Below are 25,261 nucleotides of genomic sequence, written 5' to 3'. Positions count from 1 at the left end.
GTCAACGTCTTCTCAAGTTTGCGGGTCTCCCACCGCACTGCGGATTTCCGCGCGGGCCGGCAATTCAGCGGTACTGCTGCCGTTTTTCTCCGCGCGGATCCTGGTACCGCCTGTTCAGTCAGCCGCTTCGTCAACCACCTTGGCCGAACCGACGTCGGTATGGCGGATGTCGACGCCGCCCACCACATACACCACATACTCGGCGATGTTCTTGGCGTGGTCGCCGATGCGCTCGATGGCCTTGGCCACCCACAAGGTGTCGATGGAACCGGAAATGGTGCGCGGATCTTCCATCATGAAGGTGATCAGGCTGCGGGTGATCGAGCGGAAGCCGTGGTCGATGCTGGCGTCCTGCTTGATCAGCTCCAGCGCCTGCTGGTCGTCCAGGCGGGCGAAGGCATCGAGCGCGCTGCGCAGGATGTCGCCGGCCTGTTCGGCGATCATGCTGACCGTCTCGTAGTGATTGATCAGGCCGATGCTGCGCTGGTGCAGGTGGATCGCGGTGCGCGCGATCTTGGTCGCCTCGTCGCCGACGCGCTCGAGGTCGGTGATGATCTTGATGGTCGCCATCACGGTACGCAAGTCGTTGGCGGTCGGCTGGCGGCGCACGATCAGGTGGCTGCAGGCGTCGTCGAGTTCGACTTCCAGGCGATTCACCGCCTCGTCGTCCTTCATCACGCGCTTGGCCACTTCAAGGTTGCCGGTGCGGAAAGCCGAGATCGCATCCTGGAACTGATGCTCGACCAGCCCGCCCATGGCGAGCACCTTCGAACGGATGGCTTCCAGATCGCTGTCGTATTGCTTGGAGGAGTGATCGCCTGTCATGTGACGTTCCTAATTAATATAAAAATATGATGTTCTTACTGCGCTGTTGAATCGTCGGATCGGCGTAGCGAGCGCTTCGAATTCGCGTCGAGAAGCGCAGCCGTACGGATGTACGGTGAGCATCACAGGCGCGAAGTCGGAGCGCGCAGTAGCCGAGACGATGATTCCAACTTAGCCAAAACGACCAGTAATGTAGTCTTGGGTTTCCTTGCGCGCCGGATTCATGAAGATCTGGTCCGTCTCGCCAAACTCCACCAGCTCGCCCAGGTACATGTAGGCGGTGTAGTCCGAGCAACGCGCGGCCTGCTGCATGTTGTGGGTGACGATGGCGATGGTGTAGTCGTTCTTGAGCTCGCCGATCAATTCCTCGACCTTGGCCGTGGAGATCGGGTCCAGCGCCGAGGTCGGCTCGTCCAGCAGCAGCACTTCCGGCTTGACCGCCACGCCGCGCGCGATGCACAGACGCTGTTGCTGGCCGCCGGAGAGCGACAGTCCGCTCTTGTGCAGCTTGTCTTTCACTTCGCCCCACAGCGCGGCCTTGTTCAGCGCCCATTCGACGCGCTCGTCCATCTCGCCCTTGGGCAGGTTCTCGTACAGGCGGATGCCGAAGGCGATGTTGTCGTAGACCGACATCGGGAACGGGGTCGGCTTCTGGAACACCATGCCGACCTTGGCGCGCAGCATGTTCAGGTCCTGCCCGGCGTCGAGGATGTTGCGGCCGGCGTACACGATCTTGCCCTCGGCGCGCTGGCCGGGGTACAGGTCGTACATGCGGTTGAAGGTGCGCAGCAGGGTCGACTTGCCACAGCCCGAGGGGCCGATGAAGGCGGTGACCTTGCCTTCGTAGATGTCGAGGTTGATGTTCTTCAGGCCCTGGAATCCGCCGTAGTAAAAGTTCAGCTGCGAGATCTCGATCGTGGACTTCTTGGCCGCAGCGGCGTTGGCGGATGCGGTCGGAGCAGAGTTTGCCATTTGAGCAGTAGTCATGTCGGTCACTTGAAAAATTAGCCGGGGATTTGTTGCTTGAACAGGGTACGGGACAACACGTTGAGCAGCAGCACGCTGAAGGTGATCAGCAGCGCCCCGCCCCAGGCCAGCGAGACCCAGTTGTCGTACGGGCTCATCGCGAACTGGTTGATCACCACCGGCAAGTTGGCGATCGGACGGTTCATGTTGGTGCTGAAGAACTGGTTGTTGAGCGCGGTGAACAGGAGCGGCGCGGTCTCGCCCGAAATGCGGGCCACCGCCAGCAGCACACCGGTCACCACGCCGGCCTTGACGGCGCGCAGGCGCACGATCACGGCCACCTTCCAGCGCGGAGCGCCGAGCGCGAAAGCTGCCTCGCGCAGGCCGCTGGGAACCAGCTTGAGCATGTTGTCGGTGGTGCGCACGATCACCGGAATGGCGATCAGCGAAATGGCGAAGGTGCCGGCCCAGCCCGAGAAGTGGCCGACATTGGCGACGTAGATCGCGTAGATGAACAGGCCGATGACGATGGACGGCGCCGACAGCATGATGTCGGTCACGAAGCGGGTTACCTGGGCCAGCTTGCTCTCTTCGCCGTACTCGGCCAGGTAGACGCCGGCCAGGATGCCGATCGGGGTGCTGATAAGGGTGCTGAGGCCAACCATCAGCAGGCTGCCGACGATGGGGTTGAGCAAACCGCCGCCCTCGCCGCCGGGGCCCGGGGTATTTTCGGTCAGCAGGCCGAAATTGAGCGCGGCCACGCCCTTGACCACCAGCGTCAGCAGGATCCAGGCCAGCACGAACAGGCCCAGGCCCATCGCCAGGAAGGAGAACAGCATGCCGATGCGGTGCTGGAACAGGCGGCGGCGGTACACCGGGTTCATCGCCTCCGGCTTTTCCATGCCACCGGTTGCGGAAACTTGATTGGTCTGGCTCATTTGGTACCTTCCTTGCGGGCCATGCCCATCAGCATGATCTTGGCCGCGGACAGGACGATGAATGTGATGACGAACAGGATCAGCCCCAGCGCGAACAGCGAGGAGACGTGCAGCTTGCTCGACGCCTCGGCGATTTCATTGGCCAGGGTGGAGGCGATACTGTTGCCGGCGGAGAACAGCGACCAGGACAGGCGGTGCGAGTTGCCGATCACGAAGGTGACGGCCATGGTCTCGCCCAACGCGCGGCCCAGTCCCAGCATGACGCCGCCGACCACACCGGTCTTGGTGTACGGCAGCACCACCTTGCGCACCACTTCCCAGCGGGTGCATCCCAGGCCATAGGCCGACTCCTTGAGCACCGCCGGCACCACTTCGAACACGTCGCGCATGACCGAAGAAATGAACGGGATGATCATCACCGACAGGATCAGGCCGGCGGTCAGGATGCCGATGCCCATGGTCGGGCCGGAGAACAGCATGCCCAGGCCGGGGATCTGGCCCAGCGTCGCCTTCAGGAAAGGCTGGCCGTATTCCGAGAACAGCGGCGCGAAGACAAACAGCCCCCACATGCCGTAGATGATGCTGGGCACGCCGGCCAGCAGTTCCACCGCGGTGCCCAGCGGGCGGCGCAGTCTGGCGGGGCAGATCTCGGTCAGGAACAGGGCGATGCCGAAGCTCACCGGGAAAGCGATCAGCAAGGCGATGATCGACGTCGACAAGGTGCCGACGATGGCGATCATGGCGCCGTATTCGTCATTGGTCGGATCCCACTCGACGCGCGTGATGAAGCCCGGGCCGAACGCATGGAAAGCCGGCCAGGCGCCGATGAAAAGGGAAACGATGATGCCGCCCAGCATCAGCAGCACGGTCAGTGCGAAGATGAGCGTCACCTTGTGGAACAGGAAATCTTGCAGGCGCTGCCTGCGCATGACGGCCAACAGCTGCCCGTGCGCAGCCTGCGCGCTTTGAGCATCTGCCGCGGATTTTTTTACTTCGGAATTCGACATAGCCGTAGCGGGGTAATTTGCGCTCATTTTGAATTCACCATGAAAACAGGCCATCGCCGCGAATGCTCTGCTGCCCAGAGTTGCTCGTTCTCGCTTCGATGGCCCATGTGCTTCGTTGAAGGAAGCTTTCTTTTCAGCTTGCCAGCCGTCCTGGCGAGGATGCCTTGCGGCATCCCGTCAAGGGTTCGGCGATAAAGCGATTACCAGATCGCCTTGCCGCTGCTGTCCTTGATGTTGGCTTTCCAGGAATCTTCCACCAGCTTGGTGACCGAAGCCGGTAGCGGGACATAGTCCAGCTCGGATGCCGACTTGGCGCCGTTCTTGAAAGCCCAGTCGAAGAACTTCAGGACTTCCTTGCCCTTGGCGCCATCGCCAGCCTGCTCCTTGTGCAGCAGGATGAAAGTAGCGCTGGAGATCGGCCACGAAGCCTTGCCGGCTGCATCGGTGAAGTCGACGGCGAAGCCCGGGGTCTTGGCCCAGTCGCCGGCGGCGGTAGCGGCCTTGAAGGATTCGTCGTCAGGCGACACGAACACGCCGTCCTTGTTCTTCAGCTGGGTGAAGTTCAGCTTGTTCTTCTTCACGTAAGCGTATTCGACATAGCCGATTGCGCCCTTGACCTTCTGCACGTTGGCGGCGACGCCTTCGTTACCCTTGCCGCCCACGCCGGTGGGCCACTTCACGGCCGTGCCTGCGCCGATCTTGCTCTTGAAGTCTTCGTTGGCCTTCGACAGGTAGCTGGTGAACACGTACGAGGTACCCGATGCATCCGAACGGTAGACCACGGTGATGTCATCGGCCGGCAGCTTCAGGCCCGGGTTCAGGGAGACGATTTCAGCGGCGTTCCACTTGGTGATCTTGCCGGCGTAGATGTCGCCCAGCACGTGGCCCGACAGCTTCATCTGGCCCGGGGTGATGCCGTCCAGGTTGACAACCGGCACCACGCCGCCGACGACTGCCGGGAATTGGGTCAGGCCGGCTTCGGTCAGTTCTTCCTGCTTCAGGGGAGCGTCCGATGCGCCGAAGTCGACGGTCTTGGCCTTGATCTGCTTGATGCCGCCGCCCGAGCCGATCGACTGGTAGTTCAGGCTGTTGCCGGTAGCCGCCTTGTACAGCTCCGCCCACTTGGCGTAGATCGGATACGGGAAGGAGGCGCCAGCGCCGGTGATTTCTGCTGCATGCACTGCGCCGCTGAATACGATGGTGCCGGCGACGGCGACTGCAACAGACTTAATCAGTTGGTTAAACCCCATTTCTGATACTCCTATGTTTTTGAGAGATTGAGTGTCACTGAGACATCGCGATTGGAAGGATGCCCTTCTGGGACAGGGCGAACTTTAACCAGCAAATGTGACGAGTTTATGACGGAGTCTTGTCATGCAGCCCAGAGCGGGAATTTGTAAAAATCTCGAAATCCGACAACCATCCGGGCAACCGGAAAGCCACCGGAAAAGATGCGCCGATTGCCCTGGCGTCATGAAAAACGCCGTACCGGCGTGGGGTGCCGGCTTGCTGAAAAAACACGGCCGGCGATATCAAAAAGACATTCCTTCGAAAAAATATCTGTGAAGCAATAAATATCATCCCCACCTCAGCGCAATTCTGTGACAAAGGCCTTCGAGAGTTGTCATAAACTCGTCACACATCCTAAATACACTGCCCGGAAAACAAGGATGGACAGGGAACATTGAATGACCAGAAAAGCAAAACCGGAAACCAGAGACCTACCTGAACTTCCTCCCCATACGATTTACCTCAATCGCGAACTGTCGCAGTTGGCGTTCAACCGCCGCGTGCTGGCCCAGGCAGAAGATCCCAGCGTGCCGCTGCTGGAACGGCTGCGCTACCTGTGCATCTGCAGCAGCAACCTCGACGAATTCTTCGAAGTGCGCATCGCCAGCCTGCTGGCCAACCGCATCGAGGGCGAAAACATCGATCCGCCCGAACTGCGCGCCGCGCTGGAACACACCAGCGTCGAATGCCACCGCATTGTGGCGCGCCAGTACCAGTTGCTCAACGACGAGATCCTGCCCCAGCTGGCCGCCAACGGCATCCACCTGCTGCGCCACGAAGACCGCAACGAAGCCCAGCGCGCCTGGGTCAAGGGCTACTTCGACCAGAACGTGCGCCCGCTGCTCACGCCCATCGGCCTGGATCCGGCCCACCCTTTCCCGCAGGTGGTCAACAAAAGCCTGAACTTCATCATCGAACTGTCCGGCAAGGACGCCTTCGGGCGCGGCACCGGCGTCGTCATCGTCAAGGCGCCGCGCGTGCTGCCGCGCGTGATCCGCTTGCCCGACCACCTCTCGGCCAAGGGCGCGGCCTCGTTCTGCCTGCTCTCTTCGGTCATCCACGCGCATATCGCCGAACTGTTCCCGGGGCGCGAGATCACCGCGTATTCGCAATTCCGCGTCACCCGCAACAGCGACCTGTGGGTGGACGAAGAAGAAGTGAAGAACCTGCGCCAGGCGCTGGAGACCGAACTGCAAAGTCGGCAATTCGGCGTGGCCGTGCGGCTGGAAGTGGCCAGCAACTGCCCCGAGCACCTGGCCCAGTTCCTGCTGAACCAGTTCAACATCGAGCGCAATCGCCTGTACGCGGTCGAAGGGCCGGTCAACATGGTGCGCCTGGGCGAGATCGCCAACCTGGTCAACCAGCAAGAGCTGCGCTTCCCGCCCTTCTCGCCCACCCTGCCGCACCAGCTGATCAGCGATAACATCTTCCGGGTGCTCGACAAGAAGGACGTGCTGCTGCATCACCCCTTCCAGTCCTTCCAGCCGGTGGTCGACTTCATCCGCACCGCCGCGCACGACCCCGACGTGGTGGCAATCAAGCAGACCATCTACCGCACCGGCATGAACTCGGACCTGATGGAGGCCCTGATCTACGCCGCCCAGCACGGCAAGGAAGTGACGGTGATCGTGGAACTGATGGCGCGCTTCGACGAAGAGGCCAACATCAACTGGGCGGTCAAGCTCGAACAGGCCGGCGCCCAGGTGGTATACGGGGTGGTCGGCCTGAAGACGCACGCCAAGCTGGCGCTGGTGATCCGCCGCGAAGAGCAGGCGCTGCGCTTCTATGCCCACCTGGGCACCGGCAACTACCACCCTACCACCACCAAGTTCTATACCGACTTCGGCCTGCTGACTTCCAACCAGGAACTCACCTCCGAGGTCAACGAGGTCTTCATCCACCTGACCAGCCTGACCAAGCCGCGCCATCTCACGCACCTGTGGCTGGCGCCGTTCTCGCTGCAAAAGGAAATCATCCGCGCCATCCGCAACGAGGCGCAGATCGCGCGCGAAGGCCGGCCTGCGCGCATCATCGCCAAGATGAACGCGCTCCTGGACGAATCGGTGATCCGCGCGCTGTATGCGGCGTCCAGCGACGGCGTGAAGATCGACCTGATCGTGCGCGGCGCCTGCGCGCTGCGTCCAGGCGTGCCGGGCCTGTCGGAACACATCAAGGTACGTTCCATAATCGGCCGCTACCTGGAACACTCGCGCATCTATTACTTCCGCAACGACCTGGCGCACGACGTTTACCTGGCCAGCGCCGACTGGATGAACCGCAACCTGTTCCGCCGTATCGAAGTCGCCTTCCCGGTGCTGGACAAGGCGCTCAAGAAACGCGTGATCACCGAGGGCCTGAACCCGTACCTGAAAGACAACGCCAATGCCTGGCATCTCGATGCCAATGGCGCCTATACCTTGAAAAAGCCACGCAACAAGCAGCATACTTTCAGCGCCCAGCAGCATCTGATGAACACCTTAGGCATTCCGGCCACGTTGCCGGAAGAATGAAGGCCCACAGGCCATACGCTAAACAGACCGGAGCCTGAAATGGATTTGATTTTATGGCGGCATGCGGAAGCGGAACTGGGCGAGCCCGACGAAGGCCGCGCCCTCACGCCCAAAGGGCACAAGCAGGCCGGCAAGATCGCCGACTGGCTGGATCGCAACCTGCCGGAAAGCTGCCGCATCCTGGTCAGCCCGGCCACCCGCACGCTGCAGACGGTCGAGGCGCTGGGGCGCAAGTACCGGGTACACCCGGAACTGGCGCCGGACAAGTCGGCCGAGGATCTGCTGCGCGCGGCCAACTGGCCCGACAGCCGCGAACCGGTGCTCATCATCGGCCACCAGCCGACCCTGGGCCTGGTGGCTTCGCAGCTGATCTGCGGCCAGCCGCAGGAATGGTCGCTGCGCAAGGCCAACGTCTGGTGGATCGCCCAGCGCGAACGCGGCGACATCACCACCAATTACCTCAAGGCGGTCATCGCGCCGGAACTGATCGCCAGCTCGGGCAAACACCACCCGCGCTGACCCGGCGTCCATCTGACCCGGCGTCCATCCGATTGCCCCGCTGAAGCGCAAAAAAACGGCCCGGTCATCCGACCGGGCCGTTTCGCATGCAGAGGCATCATGCCGTCGGCGCTTAAAAGGTCTCCCATTCGTCGCCGTTGTCCGACGCCGGCGCGCTGCGTGCCGGCTTGGCGGCAGGCGCCGCCGCCTTCGGCGCCGGCCTGGGGGCAGGCTTGGCCGGCGGCGTTGCGGCAGGACGCACAAGTTGCGCAGGTTGCGCCTTGGCCGGCGCTGGCGCTGCAGTCACCGCTTGCACCGCATAGGAACGGGAGGATTCGGCGCCGTCGATGCGGAAGATCGACACTTCCTGCATCAGGCTCTGCGCCTGCTGCTCCAGCGCCTTGGCGGCGGCACTGGCCTGCTCCACCAATGCGGCGTTCTGCTGGGTGGCTTCATCCATCTGCGATACCGCGCGCGATACCTGGCCGATGCCGGCGCTCTGTTCGCTGGAGGCGGCCGAAATCTCGCCCATGATGTCGGTCACGCGCTGCACCGCATTGATCACGTCGCTCATGGTGGTGCCGGCCTGGCCGGCCAGTTCCGAACCGGCCTGCACCCGGTCCACCGACAGCATGATCAGCTCCTTGATTTCCTTGGCGGCGCTGGAAGAACGTTGCGCCAGCGCGCGCACTTCCGTGGCCACTACCGCAAAGCCGCGGCCCTGTTCGCCGGCGCGCGCCGCCTCCACCGCGGCGTTCAGCGCCAGGATGTTGGTCTGGAACGCGATGCCGTCGATGATGCTGACGATGTCGGTAATCTTGGTGGAGCTCTCGCGGATCTCTTCCATGGTCTGCACCACGCGGCCGACCACGGCGTTGCCGTCGGACGCAATGGTCGAGGCGTTGACCGCCAGCGTCGAGGCCTGGCGGGCATTGTCGGCATTGTGCTTGACGGTGCTGGTCAGCTCTTCCATGCTGGAGGCGGTCTCTTCCAGCGAGGCCGCCTGCTGCTCGGTACGGGAAGAAAGGTCGAGGTTGCCCGAGGCGATCTCGCGGGTGGCGGTGGCGATGGCGTCGCTGCCGCTGCGCACCGCGCGCACGGTGCGCGACAGGTTTTCCTGCATCCGCGACAGGCCTTCCAGCAACTGGCCCATTTCGTCCTTCGAATGCACGCGCACTTGCTGGGTCAGGTCGCCGGCGGCGATGGCGTCGAAATGCCGGAGCGCGCGCTGCATCGGTTCAGCGATGGCGCGCCGCAGCGACAGCCAGCTGTACAACGCCAGGATCAGCCCAAGGGCGATGGCCACGATGGAGAAGGTGCGCGATGCCTCATAGCGGCGGGTGGCGGCGGCCAGGCTATGTTCGGCCTGTTCGCTTTCATATTTGCCCAAGGCCCGCCCATCGCCCTGCATGGCGGTGTAGATGGTGCCGACCAGGCGCGCCTGGTCGCCGATCGCCTTGCGGTCGCCGGTCTTGATGGCTTCAGCGAACTTGACCAGCGCATCCTCGGTCTTTTCGATACCTTCCGAGACCTTCTTCACCAGCACCTTGCCCTCTTCGGTCTGCGGCAGCGCGGTGTACTGGGCCCACCAGTTCAGCGCTTCCTTGCGGCTGTTGGCATCCATGCCGAACATGCGCTCGGCCCAGGCCGGGTCATCGGTCAGCGCGGCCTGGTCCAGCGAGGTGCGCTGGCGGCCGATCCAGATCAGCACATTGTCAGCGGCGACGGTCTTGGGAATGCGTTCTTCGGTGAGTTCGCGGCTGATGCCGACGGCGGCCGACATGCCGAGCAAGCCGGAGGTGCCGATGGCCACCAGCAACAGCGACAGGATAAAGATGGCAATGGCGAGCCGTGCTTTTATGGAAATATTTTTGAAGGACATAAGAGACAGTGTTCCAGTGGATGAGAAAAAACACGGCAAGCCGTGCTACAGCCCAAAGAGCGCATATAACGCACGAAGGACAACCCCTGCTCTCTCAGGACATGATGCTTGAACCTTGCAGGCCTGTTCGCATTCAATCCACGCCTGTCGGCAGTTCCCGGAAGCTTGCTTGCGGATTCGAGGCGAACCGGCTCTGGCTAAACGTGCTCCCCTTGATACAGCAATGCAAAGAGCGCGCCATTGGCTGTTCTATCTTAACGGCAACATTTCAGGAAACTTCAGCTCCCGTCCATCGTCCCGGCCAGAAAAAAAGCGCCGCAAGCAGAGGCTTGCAGCGCTTTTTACATCCATTGATTCCGATTTAACTTTTTTTACATCGCCGCCGCCCGATGGGCGCCATGGCTTGCCTTTTTGACATGTGAACGAATCAGAACTCTTCGAACTCGTCGTCGCGCACCGCCTGCCCCGGTTTGCGGGCCGGCGCGGCCGGCGGCAAGCCGGCAACCGGCTTGGCTGGCTTGGCGACCACATCGATGGCGGCAGGCGGATTGACCGGACGCATCGGCATGGCGGCCAACGGCGCACTGGCGCCAGGGATTGCTGGCTCCCCCATCTTCAGCTTGAAGATGGCAACCACCTGGGCCAGCACATCGGACTGCTCCTGCAGGCTTTCGGCCGCCGCCGCGGCCTGTTCCACCAGGGCGGCGTTCTGCTGGGTGATCTCGTCGATCTGCGCGATCGCGTGATTGACCTCGGCGATGCCGGCGCTCTGCTCCTGGCTGGCGGCGGTGATTTCGCCCATGATGTCGGCCACGTGCTTGACCGAGTTTACGATCTCGCTCATCGTCGCGCCGGCTTCATCGACCAGCTTGCCGCCGGCATCGACCTTATCCACCGAATCGCTGATCAAGCCCTTGATTTCCTTGGCCGCGGTCGCCGAACGCTGGGCCAGCGAACGCACTTCCGAAGCCACCACCGCGAAGCCGCGCCCCTGCTCGCCGGCACGGGCTGCTTCCACCGCCGCATTCAAGGCCAGGATGTTGGTCTGGAACGCGATGCTGTCGATCACGCCGATGATGTCGACGATCTTGCGCGAGCTTTCCTTGATCGAGCCCATGGTCTCCACCACGTCGCCGACCACCCTGCCGCCCTTAGTGGCGAAATCCGAGGCCGACACCACCAATTGATTGGCCTGGCGCGCATTCTCGGCATTCTGTTGCACGGTCGAGGTCAGTTGCTCCATCGAGCTTGCGGTTTCTTCCAGGCTGGAAGCCTGCGACTCGGTGCGGTTGGACAAGTCGACGTTGCCGCGCGCGATCTCATGCGAGGCCACGGCAATGATGGCCGCGCTTTCCTTCACTTCGTTCAGGGTGGCCGCCAGGTTGGACTGCATCGCCCCCAATGCGTTGACCAGCGTCGCCGCCTCATCGCGGCCCCGGTCACGGAAGTCTTGCGTCAGGTCGCCGCTGGAAATGGTTTCGGCGATATTGCCGGCGCGCTTTAACGGATTGACGATGGAACGGGTGATCACGAAGGTAAAGAAGAATCCCAGCCCCAGCGTCAGCACGCCGATCACCAGCATGCCGATCTGCGCCTTGCGGTAGCTTTCCTTGGCCTCGGCATGGGCGGCATTCATGTCGTCTTGCTGGTAGACCGCCAGCGCAGCCACGCCGGACATCCATTTTTCATGGGCAGGCAAGAAGTCGCTCTTCAGCAATTGCGCCGCATCGAAATAATTGCCGCTGCCGACCTGCCCGCGGATGGTTTCGACGATGGGGAACAGCTTCTTGCGCTCGGCCACCGCCGCATCCAGCAACTCCTTGCCGCGCCCGCTGCTCGACAGCGAGGTCAGTTGGCCTTCGAAGCCGGCATACGCTTGCAGGATCTTGGTCAGGTGTTCATTCTCGGCCGTGCCTTCGGCGGCGTCGGTGGGCGTGACCACCTTGCGCAGCGCCAGCGCCAGCTGGCTGCCGGCCTCGCGCATGTTCATCGCGGTGGTCATGCCGGCCACCTTCTTGTCGATCACGTATTCGCTGCTGGTTTCCAGTTCGGCCATGCGCCACAAACCGATCAGCAGGATCGCGGTCGCGCACAGCAGGATGAGGCAAAAGCCGAATGCAAGGCGTGTGCCGATCTTGAGATTTTGGATCATGAATGTGTTCTTCCCTGTTAGAACAACCACTGTAGTGCAGGCGCCGCTCCCGTGACGGCGCACCGGCGTTCCCTCTTTTCTTCCCCCATGCATGCCGACCTGCATGATTCATGCCTGCCGCCCCACCATCCCGCAGGCGACACGCACCAAGGCATACGACAACAGGCGGCGCGCCGAAACCGGCGCGCCGCACAGCGAACATCTTGTTTTTTCTGAATGATTTGGCCGGAACCCAGCTCAGGCTGGCAATGTGCGCCGTTGCAACTGGCAAGCGGCATATTTTTGTGACGAACCGACGTGCCGCATCTTAGAAGACGCATCAGCGGCCAGCAAATGCTTTGTCTGCATGCGTTTATGTGGCTTTTGCATAGTTTGTTCAATTCGGGGCACGCGCCCCGAATAAGGGCATGCGCCTCATGTCTCCATACAACGCATTGCCGCTTCTGCAATGCCTTCTCGCCAGTGCATCAGAACTCCTCCCAATCATTGGCGCCGCCATTCGCCTTGGCCATCCTGGTCATTTCTGGCGCGTCCGTATGTTGCGGCGTCGCCTTGGCAACGGGTTGCGTAGCCGGTTTGGCCGGCGGCGCAATCCGCGGAACCGCTTTCAATGCCGGCTTATGCGGCGCAACCACCGCTGCCGGAGGAACCTCCTTGCGCTGCCGGGCTGGCGGAGCCGCCATGGTTGCCGCTTCAGTGTCGACCATCTTGAACACGCTGACCGTATCCCATAACAGCTCGGCCTGCTTCTGCAGGCTTTCCGACGCGGCGGCGGCTTCTTCTACCAGCGCGGCGTTCTGCTGGGTGATGGATTCCATCTGCACGATCGCATCGTTGACCTGGGCGATGCCGCTGCTCTGCTCCTGGCTGGCCGAGGTGATTTCGCTCATGATGCGCTCCACCTGGCGCACCGAGTTCACGATCTCCCCCATGGTGGCGCCGGCCTCATCGACCAGCTTGCCGCCGGTGTCCACCTTTTGCACCGAATCGCCGATCAGCTCCTTGATTTCCTTGGCCGCCGTGGCGCTGCGCTGGGCCAGCGAACGCACTTCGGACGCGACCACCGCGAAACCGCGGCCCTGCTCGCCGGCGCGGGCCGCCTCCACCGCCGCGTTCAAGGCCAGGATATTGGTCTGGAAGGCGATGCCGTCGATCACGCTGATGATGTCGACGATGCGGCTGGAACTGTCCTTGATGGCCCCCATGGTCTGCACCACGCTACCGACCACGTCGCCGCCGCGCACCGCCAGTTGCGAGGCGGAACTGGCCAACTGGTTGGCCTCGCGCGCGTTCTCGGCATTCTGCTGCACGGTAGAGGTCAACTGCTCCATGGCGCTGGCGGTCTCTTCCAGGCTGGAAGCCTGCGATTCGGTGCGGCGCGAGAGGTCGGCGTTGCCGGTGGCGATCTCGCGCGAGGCAATCTGGATGACGTCGATGCTGGAGCGCACATTGCCGACGATACCGCCCAGGCTGCCGGTCATCTCGTTGAGCGAACCCAGCAACTGCGCCGACTCATCGCGCCCTCGCGCGCCGCTGCGCGCGGTGAGGTCGCAAGCCGCCACGCGCCTGGCCATGTTCACCGATTCCTGGATGGGCGCGGTGACCGAACGCGTGATGAGCATGCCGATCCAGGTCGCCGCCAGCGCCAGCAGCAGGATCGAACCCAGTATCATCATCTGGCGGCTGCGCAAAACCTTGTTCTGCTCGCCGAGCTGGGCGGCGAGCACTTCGGTCACCTGCCCGATCGCCTTGAACTGGTCGTCGATCGCAGCGGTGAACGCCTTGAAGTAGGCATCCGCGGCATAAGTCACTTCCTGCGGCAGCAGCACCTGCTCGCGGGCCAGCTTGATGACGCTGTTGCCGCCACGGTTGGCGACGTCGAAAGTCGCGCCCAGTTTTCCTTGCAACGCAGGATTGGCTTCCACCGCCTTGGCGAAGGACTTCTGCGCGGAGTTCAGGCGGTCCTGCGCGCGTTCCAGCATTGCAACCAGTTCCAGGCGGTCTTCGCGCTTGATGTCTTTCCTGATCAGCAAGCCGGCGCCGCGCGCGCGGGCCCGGCCAAGATCCTCTGTCAGGGCGGGCATGGCGATGAAGGCTGCGTTGATCAGTTGGGTACTGTCGAAATCGGGGTCGGTGCTGTATTTGAAATAATCCAGCATCCGCTCGTTGAGCTCGAACAGGCCGGCGACGATCGCACTATGGCCGGCGAAACTGTCGGGGGCCGCGATGCTGTTCCCCGCCACGGCATCGCGTATCCTGGCCCAGGCGGCCTGTTGCGCCTTGAAGGCATTTTCGGCCCGGCCATCGTCCCGCATCACCTGATGCAAGCCGTCTGCCAGCGCTTGCAATGCCTGGTCGACCTCCTTCGCCTTGCTTTCGCGGGCCGGCGCCATGGCGGCATCGCCGCTGAGCAGCACGGCCGACATACCGCGGTGCTGCTGCACCAGTTGTACGCTGCGCAGCAGGCGGCGTATCGGTTCGACGCCTTCGATCTCCATCTTCTTGAAGGCGATCACCCGCTCGGTACTGCTGACAAACAACGCGGTAGGCACGCCGAACAAGACCAGCGCTATCCCGCCCAGCAAAGCAAATTTCTGCCAAAGCATCAGGTTGGCAAGCAAACGTTTCATCACATCCCCCCCAGCAACATGTTGAAAAGTGACCGCTTAGCGGAAGATTGGACATCCCCCCTTTTTTCATCGGAGGGGCTGTGGATGACCAGGCAACCGTTTCAGTTTTAGCAAATTTCGTTCCAATGGCAAGGCCGGCAAGCGCAAAGCCTTGCCTGTAACGGACATTGATGGGGAAGGAAAACCAGGAAGGGGAATGGAGAAGGAGAGCCGCATCCGCGGCCGGCCATGCTGCACAAAGGCGACATCGCGCTGCCGTCATCCGTCAAGGGGCGCGAAAGACAGCACGCAAGACGGAATGCAAGACGATTCGTATCGAGCCATCCCAAGAGGCCATCCCGCGCCCCGACCGGCCGATGATCTGGCCAGCCGAAGGCTTCAGCGCGATTCGCGCGCCGGCGCGATGGCGACGGCTACCTTGCCCGGTTCGGAAAGGTGGACATGGCGTACATGGTGCAGGTGCTGCAGGAACTGCTGCGTGGCCGACTCCCATGAACGGCGTTCGGCGTGCGAACGTACCACGTCCTTGTCCAGCCGCAGCGCCTGCAGGCAGGCCTGCCGCAGGTCGTTCTTCAATATCCCGGAGACGCCGTTATCGACCACGTCGATCGGCCCCTCCACCGGATAGGCCGCCACCGGAATGCCGCAGGCCATCGCCTCCAGCAGCACCAGGCCGAAGGTATCGGTCTTGCTGGGGAACACGAAGGCATCGGCGCAATTGTAATAAGCCGGCAGTTCGTCATGCCCCTTGGCGCCGAGGAAGCGCACCTTGGGATAGCGCTGCGACAGCTCTTCGTACTGCGGGCCGTCGCCCACTACCCACTTGGTGCCGGGCAGGTCCAGCTTGAGGAAGGATTCGATATTCTTTTCCACTGCCACGCGGCCGACGTACAGGAACAGCGGACGCTCGATGCAGGCATGGTCCTCCGCCGACGGCCGGAAGTGCTCGGTATCGACACCGCGCCCCCATAGCACGACATTGCGGAAGCCCTGCTCCTCCAGCGCCAGTTTCATCGCCGGCGTGGGCGCCATCACTGCCTGCGAACGGCCATGGAACCAGCGCAGCAGGCGGTAGGTGATGGCCTTGGGCAGCAGCTTGCGGGCCGCCAGGTATTCCGGGAAGCGGGTGTGGTAGGCGGTGGTGAAGTTGAGCTTGCGGCGCACGCAATAGCGCCGTGCCGCCAGGCCCATCGGGCCTTCGGTGGCGATGTGGATGCAATCGGGCTGGAAGCGTTCGAGCGCCTCGGTGATGCGCGCATAAGGCTGGTAGGCCAGGCGGATCTCCGGATAGGTGGGGCAGGCGAATGTGCGGAAATCGCGTGGCGTGAGCATCAGCACTTCGTGCCCCGCCGCGCGCAGACAGCGCACGGTGGAGCGCAGGGTGTTGACGACGCCGTTGACCTGCGGCTCGCCGGCGTCGCTGATGATGGCAATGCGCATAGAACGTTGATCCTGGAGGTGCTGTTCAGGCAAGAACCAGATCCCTGGCCGCGGCCTTGGATTTTCCGGCTTTCTTGAGCTGCATGATTTCCTGCCACGACACCAGGCGCAGCTCGCCGCTGGGTTCTTCGACCAGCGCCGACAGGCTTTCCACCCAGTCGCCGTCGTTGCAGTAGGTGACGCCGCCGATGTCGCGGATTTCCGGCTTGTGGATATGCCCGCAGATGACGCCGTCCAGGCCCTTCTTCCTGGCCTCGTCGGCCAGCGCGTCTTCGAACGAGGAGATGTAGTTGACCGCGTTCTTGACCTTGGACTTCAGGTATTGCGAGAGCGACCAGTAAGGCAGGCCGGCGCGCGCGCGCCAGCTGTTGAACCACTGGTTGAACTTGAGGATCATGGTGTAGAGCGAATCGCCGACATAGGCCAGCCACTTGGCGCAGGCGATAACGCCGTCGAAACGATCGCCGTGCAGCACCAGCATGCGGCGGCCGTCGGCGGTGACGTGCACCAGTTCGTCGCGGATCTTGATGCCGCCGAAATCGAGGTCGATGAACTGGCGGATCACCTCATCATGGTTGCCCGGCACGAAGATGACGTTGGTGCCCTTCTTGGCTTTCTTGAGCACCGTCTGCACCACGTTGTTGTGGCTTTGTTCCCAGTACCAGCGGCGCTTCAACTGCCAGCCGTCGATGATGTCGCCGACCAGGTAGAGCGTGTCGGATTCGGTGGCGCGCAAAAACTCCAGCAGGCGCTCGGCCTGGCAGCCCGTGGTGCCGAGGTGGATGTCGGAAATCCAGATGGTGCGAAAGCGCAGCGGATCGCGCTTGTCGTCGCCATCGGCCGCATCGCCGAACAGGCCGTGGGCATCGTCCATGAACTGTTCGCGTGGCTTCATGCGGTCCTCGTTTCCTTCAGGTAGTGGCGGGCGTAGCGGTTGTCCAGCTTGGACAGCGGCAACAGAAGGAAGAAGTCGGCCGAGTGGAAATCGGGATCCCATGCCGGTTCGCCGCATACCCATGCGCCGCTGCGCAGGTAGCCCTTCAACAGCGGCGGCACTTGCGGCTCGTGGCCCGTCTCGCGCTCCTCGATCGGGAACGGCAGGTGCGGCGTGACCCGATAGTCGGGCGGCGCCATGTTCTTTTCGGCGAACGCATGGTACAGCGCGGCGGCGTTATGCCCGCCATCGGCCAGGCTGACGCTGGCGCAGCCCATCAGGTATTCGCAGCGTTCGCGGCGCATGTAGGCGGCCAGGCCGGCCCACAGCATCATGATCACGCTGCCGCTGCGGTAGTCGGGGTGGATGCATGCGCGGCCGGCTTCGGCGATCGCGCCGCGGATGTTGTCCAGGCGGGAGAGGTCGAACTCCTGCTCCGAGTAGAACTTGCCCATGCGGCGCGCGCCGTGCGGGCTGAGCACGCGGTAGGTGCCGACCACGCTCAGGGTCTTGGAGTCGCGCACGATCAGGTGGTCGCAGTAGTTGTCGAAATCATCCTTGTCGAGGCCTTCGGCGTTGGCGAGCGCCGACAGGTTCATGGCTTCGATGAAGACTTTGTAACGCAAGCGCTGCACTTCACGCACTTCTTCCGGGGTGCTCGCGAGGCTCAAGCTCAGCTTGGAAAAACTCGGGTTGGCATCGGCAGGAATGGTAAGCAGTCTCATGCATCGTCCTTTATAGGTCATGGGATAACGCTGCACAGACTAACGATTGATTATTTCAGCCACATGACGTATGCGCCGACTTTGGCGGCACAACAACAGCGCCGCGCGCGGCGTTACAATTGCATGACAAAGACGGTGCGGCAGTCGCGGAGGAGAATGGCGTTGGATGCCTGGAACCTGCGCGCCGTCCGGGCTTCGGAGACACAGGGAAGCGCCGGGATACGGCTGCCGGCCGCTGAACTTTGCGGCACAGGCATCATCGAACCGGCATCGTGTCCGGCGCCGCTGCAGGCCCGGCCGTCAGTCCGGCGTCAGTTTCGTTTCGCATGTCCATCAACTCGAACCATAAAAGGAAACATATGCTACTCAAGGATAAAGTCGCGCTGATCACCGGCTCGGCCAGCGGCATCGGCAAGGAGATCGCCCAGGAATACGCCAGGCAAGGCGCCAAGGTGGTGATCGCCGACCTCGCGCTGGACGCCGCCCGCGCCGCCGCCGATGAGATCGTCAAGGCCGGCGGCACCGCCATGGCCGTCGCCATGAACGTCACCGACGAAGCCCAGGTCAACCAGGGCGTGGCAGACGCCGTCGCCGCCTTCGGCGGACTGGACGTGCTGATCAGCAACGCCGGCATCCAGATCATCAGCCCGGTGGTCGATCTCTCGCTGGACAACTGGCGCAAGATGCTGGCGATCCACCTGGACGGCGCTTTCCTGACCACCCGCGCGGCGATGAAGGCGATGGTCAAGCAAGGCCGCGGCGGTTCGATCATCTATATGGGTTCGGTGCACTCGCACGAAGCCTCGCCGCTGAAGGCGCCGTATGTCACCGCCAAGCACGGCCTGCTGGGCCTGGCCAAGGTGGTGGCCAAGGAAGGCGCCAAGGACAAGATCCGCTCCAACGTCATCTGCCCCGGCTTCGTGCGCACCCCGCTGGTGGAAAAGCAGATTCCCGAACAGGCCAAGGAATTCGGCATCAGCGAAGACGACGTGGTCAAGAAGATCATGCTGAAAGACACCGTGGACGGCGAATTCACCACCACCCAGGATGTGGCGCAGACGGCCGTGTTCCTGGCCGCCTTCCCGACCAATGCGCTGACCGGCCAGTCGGTCGTGGTCAGCCACGGCTGGTATATGCAATAAGCCGCCGGCATTACCGGCACCGGCAAGCCGCCCCATGTGGGCGGCTTCGTTTTTCCTGCCAGGCGCTATCGGCTATCATGGCAGCTTCATCCCCCTCCCCGCTATTGCCGGATTGCCATGCCCGCAATTTCATCCGAACCGCTCCGTGCCACCCAGCTGCCGGCCGAACTGCACCTGCGCAGCTACCGCGCCGAGACGCTCACGCACAGCCATGATTTCCCGCAGGTGGTGCTGCCGGTATCGGGACGAATCGAGCTCGACATCGCCGGGCGCCAGGGCATGGCCGACGCCGCCAACGCCGCCTTTGTGGAACCGCACGCCCGGCATGCCACCAGCGCCGCTGGCCTCAACAGCGTCATCATCCTGGATCTGGCGCCGTCGATGCTCACCGCCGAACTGATGGAACGGCTGGCGCCGCGGCCCTTCATGCCGCTGTCGCAGGCGGCCGGCAAGCTGGTCGATTTCATGGCACTGGCGATGGGGCAGCAACACAAGATGGCGCCGGCGCAATTGCAGCATTGGGTGCCGCTGCTGCTGGACACCCTGGCGATGGCGACGCCACGCCCCCACTCACGGCTGCATGCATTGATGGCGAAGATCGAGGCCGAACCCGGCCTGCCGTGGGCGGTGGCCGACATGGCAGCGGCCGCGGCAATCAGTCCCAGCCGCCTGCATGAATGGTTCCAGCAAGAAATCGCTACCTCGCCCCGCGCCTGGCTGGCCGAAGTCCGCGTGCGCCGCGTCTGCGAACTATTGAGCACGAGCGCCCTGCCCTTGTCCGAAATCGCCCTGCGCTGCGGCTACACCGACCAGAGCGCCCTCTCCCATGCCATGCGCAAGCTGCGCGACACCACGCCTGCCGCCTACCGGCGCGCGGCACACGCCGCGACGGCTTGAGGCTTATTTCACGAAAACGATGCCGACCGGCGTCGGCCCATCGGCCGGCATGCCGCTGGCATGATCGATACTGAACACATTCACTTTCCCGCTACGCTGGTTAGCGACCTGCATCCACTTGCACGAAAAATGGACTCCAAGCAATGGACTCCAAGCCATGGAATCAGCGCAATGGCATCAGAGCTTCTCGGTCTCGCCGCTCTTGGGTTGCCATTTCATCAGGCGCTTCTCGATCACGCCCACGGCCAGGTCGAGCACCAGCGCGAACACCGTCAGCACGACGATGCCGGCGAACACGGTATTGATGTCGAAGGTGCCCTCGGCTTGCAGGATCAGGTAGCCGACGCCGCGCGCCGAGCCCAGGTACTCGCCCACCACGGCGCCGACGAAGGCCAGGCCGATCGAAGTATGCAGGCTGGAGAACACCCACGAGGTGGCCGACGGCAGGTATACCGTGCGCAGCAGCTGGCGCGCGTTGGCGCCCAGCATGCGGGCATTGGCCAGCACCACCGGGCTGACTTCCTTGACGCCCTGATAGACGTTGAAGAAGACGATGAAGAACACCAGCGTGACCGCCAGCGCCACCTTGGACCAGATGCCCAGGCCGAACCACATGGCGAAGATCGGCGCCAGGATCACGCGCGGCATCGAGTTGGCGGCCTTCACGTAGGGATCGAGGATGGCCGAGGCGGTCGGCGACAGCGCCAGCCACAGGCCGATGCCAAGGCCGGAGACGGTGCCGATGATGAAGGCCAGCACGGTTTCGGTCAGGGTCACCAGCAGGTGCGAATAGATTTCGGCCGGGAAGGACAGCGTGAAGAAGGTATAGTCGCCGAAGCCCACTTCCAGCGAACCGCTGCCGACCGTGAACCACGCCCAGATGCGCTGCGCGACCTTGATCGGCTCGCCGAAGAAGAAGGCGGTCTGCGGATTGCGGGTGGCGACGTGCCAGACGATGAGCACCACCACCAGCACCAGCAGTTGCCAGAAGCGGATGTTCTTGTGATTCGGTTTCAGGTATTTCCACATGATCGGCGACTTTCTTACGCTGCGCGCTTTTGTTGTTGATAGCCCTTGAGCACTTCATCGCGCAGGACGTTCCAGATCTGCTGGTGCAGTTCCACGAAACGCGGATGCGTGCGGATTTCCGCCACATCGCGCGGGCGCGGCAAGTCGATCTTGAATTCGCCGATCGGATGGGTGCCGGGACCGGCTGCCAGCACGATGACGCGATCGGACATGGCGATCGCCTCGTCCAGGTCGTGGGTGATGAACAGCACCGCCTTCTTCTTGGCGTTCCACAGGTCCAGCACTTCGTTTTCCATCAGTTGGCGGGTCTGGATGTCGAGGGCAGAGAACGGCTCGTCCATCAGGATGATGTCGGGGTCGAGGATCAGCGTCTGCGCCAGCGCCACGCGCTTGCGCATGCCGCCGGAGAGCTGGTGCGGATAGCGGTCGCCGAAACCTTGCAGCCCCACGCGCGCCAGCCATTGTTCGCCCAGTTGCTCGGCTTCTTTTTCATCGTGGCCGCGGTATTGCAGGCCCGCGATGACGTTCTGCAAGGCGCTGCGCCAGGGCATCAGCGCCTCGCTCTGGAACATGTAGCCGGCGCGCTTGTTGATGCCGGTCAGCGGTTCGCCGAATATCTTGACGCTGCCCGACGACGGCTGCAGCAGCCCGGCGCCGACATTGAGCAAGGTCGACTTGCCGCAACCGGTCGGGCCGACCACGGAGACGAACTCGCCGGGCGCGATCGCCAGGGTGGTGTTGGCGACCGCGGTGTAGCGCTGCGATCGGTCGTCCTTCGAGATGAAGGTGCAGGTGATGTCGTCGAAAAAGAGTGCTGGGGTCATGACTGGTACGGGCTATGTGGCAAACCCGGGTTGATGGATCGTGTGTTGCCTGGTTTTACTGCTGTTCCTGCTTCTTTGGTGCTGCGCTTGCCGACGCATTGCTGCGCTGCCGCTTTCCCTTTTACGCCGCGCCAGATGGACAAATGCCCGTTGCCGGGCATTTGTCGTCCATTCGCGTTGTACGGGAATCAGGCTGTCCTGCGCCTCATTTGTACTTGGCGTTGGCCTTCGCCACGAACGCGTTGGTGAAGGTCTTGGACAGGTCGACCTGCTTGTCGGCCAGCGAAGGTTCGAAGGCCTTCAGCGTGCGCAGCGCGGTGTCCGGGCCGCCCGGCGGGAAATAGCCGTCCGGCGAGATGGCCTGGCGCACCTTCATGAAGGCATCGATGTACAGCGAACGGTCGCCCAGCAGGTAACTTTCCGGCACGGCCTTGATGATGTCGGACGGGCCGGCCTTCTGGATCCACTTCAAGGCGCGCACCATGGCGTTGGTCAGGGCCTGGGTGGTGTTCGGGTACTTCTGGATGAAGGCCGCCGGCGCGTACAGGGTGGCGGCCGGCATCGGGCCGCCGAAGACGTCGTTGGTGTCTTTCAGGGTGCGGGTGTCGGCGATGACCTTGATCTCGTTGTGCTGTTCCAGCATCGAGATGACCGGGTCCAGGTTGGCGATGGCGTCGATCTGGCCGGAGCGGATCGCCGCGATCGCGCCGGCTGCCGCGCCCACGCCGATGAAGGACACGTCGGTCGGCTTCAGGCCGGCCTTGGCCAGCACGTAGCTGGCCATGATGCTGGTCGAGGAGCCCGGCGCGGTGACGCCGATCTTCTTGCCCTTCAGGTCGGCCACGCTCTTGTAGTTGGGCATGGTCTTGTTGCTGGCGGCCAGCACGATCTGCGGCGCGCGGCCTTGCAGCACGAAGGCTTCGATGGGCTGGTTCTTCACCTGCATGTTGATGGTGTGTTCATAGGCGCCCGAGACCACATCGGCGCTGCCGCCCACCATGGCCTGCAGCGCCTTGGCGCCGCCGGCGAAGTCGGAGATCTCGACCTGCAGGCCTTCATCCTTGAAATAGCCGAGCTGTTCGGCAATGGTCAGCGGCAGGTAATAGAAAAGGTTCTTGCCGCCCACCGCGATCGAGACCTTGGGCTTTTCCAGGGCCTGGGCCGAGGCCTCGCCATTGAAAGAAAAATAGCCGGCCAAAAACAGGCCCGCAGCGATTATCAACTGCTTCCAGCTTAATTTCATTATGTCTCCTCCGTGGATTGGTGCTTCGTCTTCGTTCTTGCGGCGTATCAGGCTTGGGCGGGACGCGCGCCGCGCCGTAGCGGCGTCTGCTCGCGCCTCCCTTGTTATTGGCCTGGATTTGTCAGATCACGCGCTCCTCGCGCAATCGTTTAATTTGGGCATCATCATACCCCAGCGAACGCAGGATTTCATCGCTGTGCGCGCCCAGCTCCGGACCCAGCCATTTGGTCTGGCCGGGGGTTTCGGACAGCTTGGGGGTGATCGCCGGTAACTTGATCGGGGTGCCGTCGGCGAAACGGTGCTGTTCGAACATGCCGCGCGCCAGGAATTGGGCATCGTCCATCATGTCCCTGACCGAATAGATCTTGCCTGCAGGGACATCGGCCGCCTGCAACGTGGCCAGCGCCTGCTCGATGGTTTGCGTATCGCACCATTGCTGGATCACGGCGTCGATTTCCTCGGTGCGCGGCACGCGGCCGTCGTTGCGCGCCAGGCCGGGATCGTTGGCCATGTCGTCGCGGCCGATGGCGCTCATCAGGCGCTTGAAGATGGCGTCGCCGTTGCCGGCGATGACGATGTTCTTGCCGTCGCCGGTAGTGTAGGTATTGGAGGGCACGATGCCCGGCAACGCGCCGCCGGTGCGCTCGCGCACCACGCCGGCGTGGTCGAACTCGGGCACCATCGATTCCATCATGTTGAACACCGCTTCATACAGCGCCACATCCACCATCTGGCCCTGCCCCGCCACGCAGTCGGCGCCGGATTTTCCGTTCCAGCGGCCGCCGGTGACGTCGCGGTGGCGCAGCGCCATCATGGCGCCGATGACGCCATGCAGCGCGGCGATGGAGTCGCCGATGGAAATACCGATGCGTACCGGCGGACGGTCCGGATGGCCCGACACGTAGCGGATGCCGCCCATCGATTCGCCGATCGCGCCGAAACCGGGCAAATCGCGCAGCGGGCCGGTCTGGCCATAGCCGGACAGGCGCACCATGATGGTGGCGGGGTTGAGTTTTTTCAGCGCCTCATAGCCGAGGTTCCATTTCTCCAGCACGCCGGGGCGGTAGTTCTCGATGATGACATCGGCTTCCAGCGCCAGCTGGCGGGCGATTTCCTGGGCCCGTTCGTCCTTCATGTTGAGGGTGAGGCTTTTCTTGTTGCGCGCCTGCACCGACCACCACAGCGAAGTGCCGTCCTTCAGCACGCGCCACTGGCGCAGCGGATCGCCGTTCTCGGGCGCCTCGACCTTGATGACATCGGCGCCGAACTCGGCCAGCATGCGCGAGCAGAAAGGGCCGGCAATCAAGGTGCCGAGTTCGAGCACCTTGACGCCTGCCAGCGGGCCGGGACGTGCGGCGTTTTCCTGGTTGGATGCGGTTGTCGTCATTGTTCATGCACCGGATGCTGCGCTCGCGCATGGGGCGCGGTTCCGGTGTTCTCCTCATTTGTCTTATTGCCGGAGCGGGCTCTGCGGCCCGCGTCCATCGTTCGTTCCGTGCCTGTGCGCCGATGTCTGCGCAGACGCAGGCATGTTGCGCCGCCATATTGCCTGACATCGTACGTGCCAGCCGGCAAGCTGCCTATTCTATTGCAGCGGGCAGCCGCTGTCGCGCCTTTCAAGATCTTTTACGGGCGCAAATTTTTCATCAGAAGATCCGTTGGGTTGCGCGATCAGGTGCTGCGCCGGTCCAGCATGGCGCGCGCGATGGTGCCCGCATCCACGTATTCCAGCTCGCCGCCGACCGGCACGCCGCGCGCCAGGCGGCTGGCCTTGAGGCCGCGCGCCTTGAGCGTCTCGCTGATGTAGTGGGCGGTGGCTTCGCCTTCATTGGTGAAATTGGTGGCCAACACCACTTCGGCCACCACGCCGTCGGTGGCGCGGGTGATCAGCTTTTCAAGATGGATGTCGCGCGGGCCGATGCCGTCCAGCGGCGAGAGATGCCCCATGAGCACGAAATACAGTCCCTTGTAGGTGAGCGTCTGCTCGATCATCATCTGGTCGGACGGCGACTCGACCACGCACAGGAGCGTGTGGTCGCGCTGCGGATCCTGGCAGGTTTCGCAGATGACTTGCTCGGTGAAGGTATTGCACAGCGCGCAATGGCGGATGGTGTCGAGCGCGTGGGCCAGCGACTTGCTCAGCCCGAGCGCGGCGTCGCGGTCATGCTGCAAGAGATGATAGGCCATGCGCTGCGCGGTCTTGGGGCCGATGCCGGGAAGCTTGCGCAGCGATTCGGTCAGCAGGGTGAGACTGGATGGAGTTTTCAACCTGGATCCTGCAGTTGAATGCGTTCGCCCACACGGGAAACGCTATCGATACTGTCAATGC

Annotated in this window: 20 protein-coding genes; 4 read left to right on the top strand and 16 right to left on the bottom strand. The window is 62.9% G+C overall.

Annotation, left to right across the window (positions count from 1 at the left end):
• Positions 1-114: 114 nt before the first annotated feature.
• The 5 genes from phoU to pstS form a co-directional block, all read right to left on the bottom strand.
• Positions 115-825, bottom strand: coding sequence for a phosphate signaling complex protein PhoU (phoU, locus tag FB598_RS02270; RefSeq protein ID WP_141912354.1), 711 nt, complete (start codon positions 823-825; stop codon positions 115-117).
• Positions 826-996: 171 nt separating this feature from the next.
• Positions 997-1,797 (bottom strand): phosphate ABC transporter ATP-binding protein PstB, encoded by an 801-nt coding sequence (pstB, locus tag FB598_RS02265; protein WP_141912351.1) that lies wholly within the window; start codon positions 1,795-1,797, stop codon positions 997-999.
• Positions 1,798-1,829: 32 nt separating this feature from the next.
• Entirely contained in the window at positions 1,830-2,729 is a 900-nt protein-coding gene (gene pstA / locus FB598_RS02260; protein ID WP_141912349.1) for a phosphate ABC transporter permease PstA, read from the bottom strand.
• A complete protein-coding gene (pstC, locus tag FB598_RS02255; RefSeq protein ID WP_370454980.1) occupies positions 2,726-3,736 on the bottom strand; it encodes a phosphate ABC transporter permease subunit PstC in 1,011 nt (336 codons plus the stop codon). The genes pstA and pstC overlap by 4 nt, the downstream gene beginning before the upstream one ends.
• 200 nt (positions 3,737-3,936) lie before the next feature.
• Positions 3,937-4,986: a phosphate ABC transporter substrate-binding protein PstS gene (pstS, locus tag FB598_RS02250; RefSeq protein ID WP_141912344.1), complete on the bottom strand. Its 1,050-nt coding sequence runs from the start codon at positions 4,984-4,986 to the stop codon at positions 3,937-3,939.
• Positions 4,987-5,424: 438 nt separating this feature from the next.
• Here pstS and ppk1 point away from each other — a divergent pair, with 438 nt between their 5' ends.
• Positions 5,425-7,536 carry a polyphosphate kinase 1 gene (gene ppk1, locus FB598_RS02245; protein WP_141912341.1) on the top strand — a complete coding sequence of 704 codons (2,112 nt, stop codon included), beginning with the start codon at positions 5,425-5,427 and terminating at the stop codon, positions 7,534-7,536.
• 39 nt (positions 7,537-7,575) lie between these two features.
• Positions 7,576-8,055: a histidine phosphatase family protein gene (locus FB598_RS02240; RefSeq protein ID WP_141912339.1), complete on the top strand. Its 480-nt coding sequence runs from the start codon at positions 7,576-7,578 to the stop codon at positions 8,053-8,055.
• 112 nt (positions 8,056-8,167) lie between these two features.
• Here FB598_RS02240 and FB598_RS02235 read toward each other — a convergent pair whose 3' ends face one another.
• From FB598_RS02235 to FB598_RS02210, 6 genes are all read right to left on the bottom strand, one after another.
• A complete protein-coding gene (locus FB598_RS02235) occupies positions 8,168-9,916 on the bottom strand; it encodes a methyl-accepting chemotaxis protein (RefSeq protein ID WP_141912337.1) in 1,749 nt (582 codons plus the stop codon).
• Between the two features lie 427 nt (positions 9,917-10,343).
• Complete coding sequence (locus tag FB598_RS02230; RefSeq protein WP_141912334.1) at positions 10,344-12,068, bottom strand: methyl-accepting chemotaxis protein; 1,725 nt, start codon at positions 12,066-12,068, stop codon at positions 10,344-10,346.
• A gap of 467 nt (positions 12,069-12,535) precedes the next feature.
• Complete coding sequence (locus FB598_RS02225; protein ID WP_141912331.1) at positions 12,536-14,698, bottom strand: methyl-accepting chemotaxis protein; 2,163 nt, start codon at positions 14,696-14,698, stop codon at positions 12,536-12,538.
• A gap of 378 nt (positions 14,699-15,076) precedes the next feature.
• Positions 15,077-16,138, bottom strand: a complete 1,062-nt coding sequence (locus tag FB598_RS02220) for a glycosyltransferase family 1 protein (RefSeq protein ID WP_141912328.1) — start codon at positions 16,136-16,138, stop codon at positions 15,077-15,079.
• 25 nt (positions 16,139-16,163) lie between these two features.
• On the bottom strand, positions 16,164-17,033 hold the full coding sequence (locus tag FB598_RS02215; RefSeq protein WP_141912326.1) for a UDP-2,3-diacylglucosamine diphosphatase: 870 nt from the start codon (positions 17,031-17,033) through the stop codon (positions 16,164-16,166).
• Positions 17,030-17,797: a GNAT family N-acetyltransferase gene (locus tag FB598_RS02210; RefSeq protein ID WP_141912323.1), complete on the bottom strand. Its 768-nt coding sequence runs from the start codon at positions 17,795-17,797 to the stop codon at positions 17,030-17,032. Before FB598_RS02210 ends, FB598_RS02215 begins: the two co-directional genes overlap by 4 nt.
• A 359-nt stretch (positions 17,798-18,156) precedes the next feature.
• On the opposite strand from FB598_RS02210, the gene FB598_RS02205 reads away from it, so the two are divergent.
• Together FB598_RS02205 and FB598_RS02200 are read left to right on the top strand one after the other, a co-directional pair.
• Positions 18,157-18,939 carry a 3-hydroxybutyrate dehydrogenase gene (locus FB598_RS02205; RefSeq protein WP_141912319.1) on the top strand — a complete coding sequence of 261 codons (783 nt, stop codon included), beginning with the start codon at positions 18,157-18,159 and terminating at the stop codon, positions 18,937-18,939.
• Positions 18,940-19,056: 117 nt separating this feature from the next.
• Positions 19,057-19,836 carry an AraC family transcriptional regulator gene (locus FB598_RS02200; protein WP_141912315.1) on the top strand — a complete coding sequence of 260 codons (780 nt, stop codon included), beginning with the start codon at positions 19,057-19,059 and terminating at the stop codon, positions 19,834-19,836.
• Between the two features lie 177 nt (positions 19,837-20,013).
• Here the strand turns inward: FB598_RS02200 and FB598_RS02190 are convergent, their stop codons facing one another.
• The 5 genes from FB598_RS02190 to recR all read right to left on the bottom strand — a co-directional run bounded on the left by FB598_RS02190 (position 20,014) and on the right by recR (position 25,200).
• Positions 20,014-20,865, bottom strand: coding sequence for an ABC transporter permease (locus FB598_RS02190; RefSeq protein ID WP_141912311.1), 852 nt, complete (start codon positions 20,863-20,865; stop codon positions 20,014-20,016).
• Between the two features lie 14 nt (positions 20,866-20,879).
• Positions 20,880-21,689, bottom strand: coding sequence for an ABC transporter ATP-binding protein (locus tag FB598_RS02185; RefSeq protein ID WP_141912307.1), 810 nt, complete (start codon positions 21,687-21,689; stop codon positions 20,880-20,882).
• A 205-nt stretch (positions 21,690-21,894) separates the two neighbouring features.
• Entirely contained in the window at positions 21,895-22,932 is a 1,038-nt protein-coding gene (locus FB598_RS02180) for an ABC transporter substrate-binding protein (RefSeq protein WP_141912305.1), read from the bottom strand.
• 121 nt (positions 22,933-23,053) lie between these two features.
• Positions 23,054-24,319 (bottom strand): CaiB/BaiF CoA-transferase family protein, encoded by a 1,266-nt coding sequence (locus tag FB598_RS02175; RefSeq protein ID WP_141912301.1) that lies wholly within the window; start codon positions 24,317-24,319, stop codon positions 23,054-23,056.
• 284 nt (positions 24,320-24,603) lie between these two features.
• On the bottom strand, positions 24,604-25,200 hold the full coding sequence (gene recR / locus FB598_RS02170) for a recombination mediator RecR (RefSeq protein ID WP_141912297.1): 597 nt from the start codon (positions 25,198-25,200) through the stop codon (positions 24,604-24,606).
• Positions 25,201-25,261 lie beyond the last annotated feature (61 nt).

Origin of the sequence: Herbaspirillum sp. SJZ106 (assembly GCF_006715495.1) — a bacterium.
Taxonomy (GTDB): domain Bacteria; phylum Pseudomonadota; class Gammaproteobacteria; order Burkholderiales; family Burkholderiaceae_D; genus Herbaspirillum.
Note: the sequence above shows the minus strand (reverse complement) of the source record. Positions and strands in the feature narration are given on the sequence as shown.